This is a genomic window from Streptococcus danieliae, from assembly GCF_013415245.1.
Taxonomy (GTDB): domain Bacteria; phylum Bacillota; class Bacilli; order Lactobacillales; family Streptococcaceae; genus Streptococcus; species Streptococcus danieliae_A.
This window is the reverse complement of sequence record NZ_JACBXX010000171.1, coordinates 1-1,861: the sequence shown is the minus strand read 5'-3', so window position 1 is coordinate 1,861 and position 1,861 is coordinate 1. Positions and strand designations below refer to the sequence as shown.

At 34.3% G+C, this 1,861-nt stretch carries 1 protein-coding gene and 1 pseudogene; both read left to right on the top strand.

Annotated elements, in window-relative coordinates:
• A partial coding sequence (locus tag HZY94_RS08335; RefSeq protein WP_179925773.1) for a hypothetical protein occupies nt 1-713 on the top strand: 713 nt, incomplete at its 5' end.
• Between the two features lies 1 nt (nt 714).
• Nucleotides 715-1,179: pseudogene (locus tag HZY94_RS10685) on the top strand (hypothetical protein); the annotation flags it as partial.
• Nucleotides 1,180-1,861: the final 682 nt, after the last annotated feature.

Below are 1,861 nucleotides of genomic sequence, written 5' to 3'. Positions count from 1 at the left end.
ACAGATCTTATCTTGACTATCAAGAAAATGTTTTTATCCCCAAGCTAGGATTTTTATTTTCTAAAACAAGTAAAAAAATTGAGTTAAAAGACCAATTATCTTCGACTGAGCAAAAGCTATTAATCACCTTGTTACTGCATACTAAAGATGCGATGATTGATATGGAGAAAATTAGTCAGTTTATGCAGCTTTCGATTCCTAGTTTGTATCGTTATTTTAGATCTTTTAAAGAACGCGGTTGGCTTCATAATAAGCAGAAATCGTATCAATTTGCCAAGTCCAAAAGTATGATTTTTGAAGAGTCGAAAGAGTTATTGGTGAGTCCAATTAGAAAAGTTGTTACAATCAGTGATCATGATTTTCAACAATTAAATAAAGCAGTGCCCTTAAAAATGACCTATGTTCAAGCTTTATCATATCTGGGGATGCTTGCAGATTCAAAAAAATACGGAGACTATGCGATTTCAAAGAAAATCTATAAAAATTTCGAAACAGTCCCTCGGCAACATATCTTTCAAGGGCATCGGCTAGAAATTTGGAATTACGAGCCGATTTCTTTTGATTACCAGACGAAGAACTGGCTTGGAGATAGTTATGGGACATTGGTAGATCCAATTTCGCTCTATGTAATATTGAGGGATAATGAGGATCCTCGGATTGAAGAGGAAGTTGAAAGGCTAGAAAATAAGATTTTAAACTTATTGGGGGAATGATATGCCAGCAAATTTAAAACCGATTTTTCAAGAAATGTTTCAGGCCTACCAAGATTACTATGTTCTCATTGGTGGGACGGCAACTTCTATCATATTAGATGCGAATGGATTTGAAAGTCGTACAACAAAGGACTATGATATGGTCATTATTGATGAGATGAAAAATAAAGATTTTTATGATGTATTGACCAAATTTTTAGAACTTGGAGAATACAAAGGTAGTCAAAAAGATAATAAGGCTCAACTCTTTCGTTTTACAACTAAGAAACCTGGTTTTCCAGAAATGCTGGAACTATTTAGTATTTTACCTGAATATCCTCTGAAAAAACTTAGCCGAGAAACACCTGTTCATTTTGATGAAGATGCTAGTCTATCTGCTTTGTTGCTAGATGGGGAATATTATCAATTGTTGATGAAGGAGCGAGAAGTAATCGAGGGATACTCGGTTTTGAGTAATCGAGGCTTAATTGTCTTTAAAGCAAAAGCTTGGTTGGATATGACTGATCGTGTGAAAGATGGGGATAAGGGCTTAAGCAAGAAAATTAAAAAGCACTTAAATGATGTGGTACGTCTTGCTGCCCTGCTTCATGAAGGTGAGAGATTATCCGATCTGGATGTATCTGATACAGTCAAACAAGATATGGCTAGATTTATTCATGTATTGGCTTTAGATATTCAATCAATTCCCCAAAATTCTGATATCATGTTCTCAAAAAATGAGGTTTTTGAAATTTTAAGAGATTTTTTAACACAATAGATCTTTTTTCGGTATTCTTCTAGGAAGACTAGACTAAACTTTTAAATTCAAGACTTAGCAGACAGACCAGCCAAATCCCTTGTCACATCTGGGATTAGCTGGTCTTTGTCCATGTTTAGGTGATAAAATTGCCTCCACCTCACCTGCTAAAAATTGGAAATCCTGAACGCGGTTACATGATATAATAGATTATCGAGTTTGCAATGGGGAGAGTGTTATGAAACAGCTATTCATAGTTTCGGATAATCAGGAGGATACGATTTCTTATACTAAATAAAAATCGAATTTTGAATTATAATAGATTGTATGAAATTGAAATTAGATAAACAACAAGAAACTGAATTGAGATTAGCTCTTAGAAATAAAGACTACGCTACTTATCATAGACGCA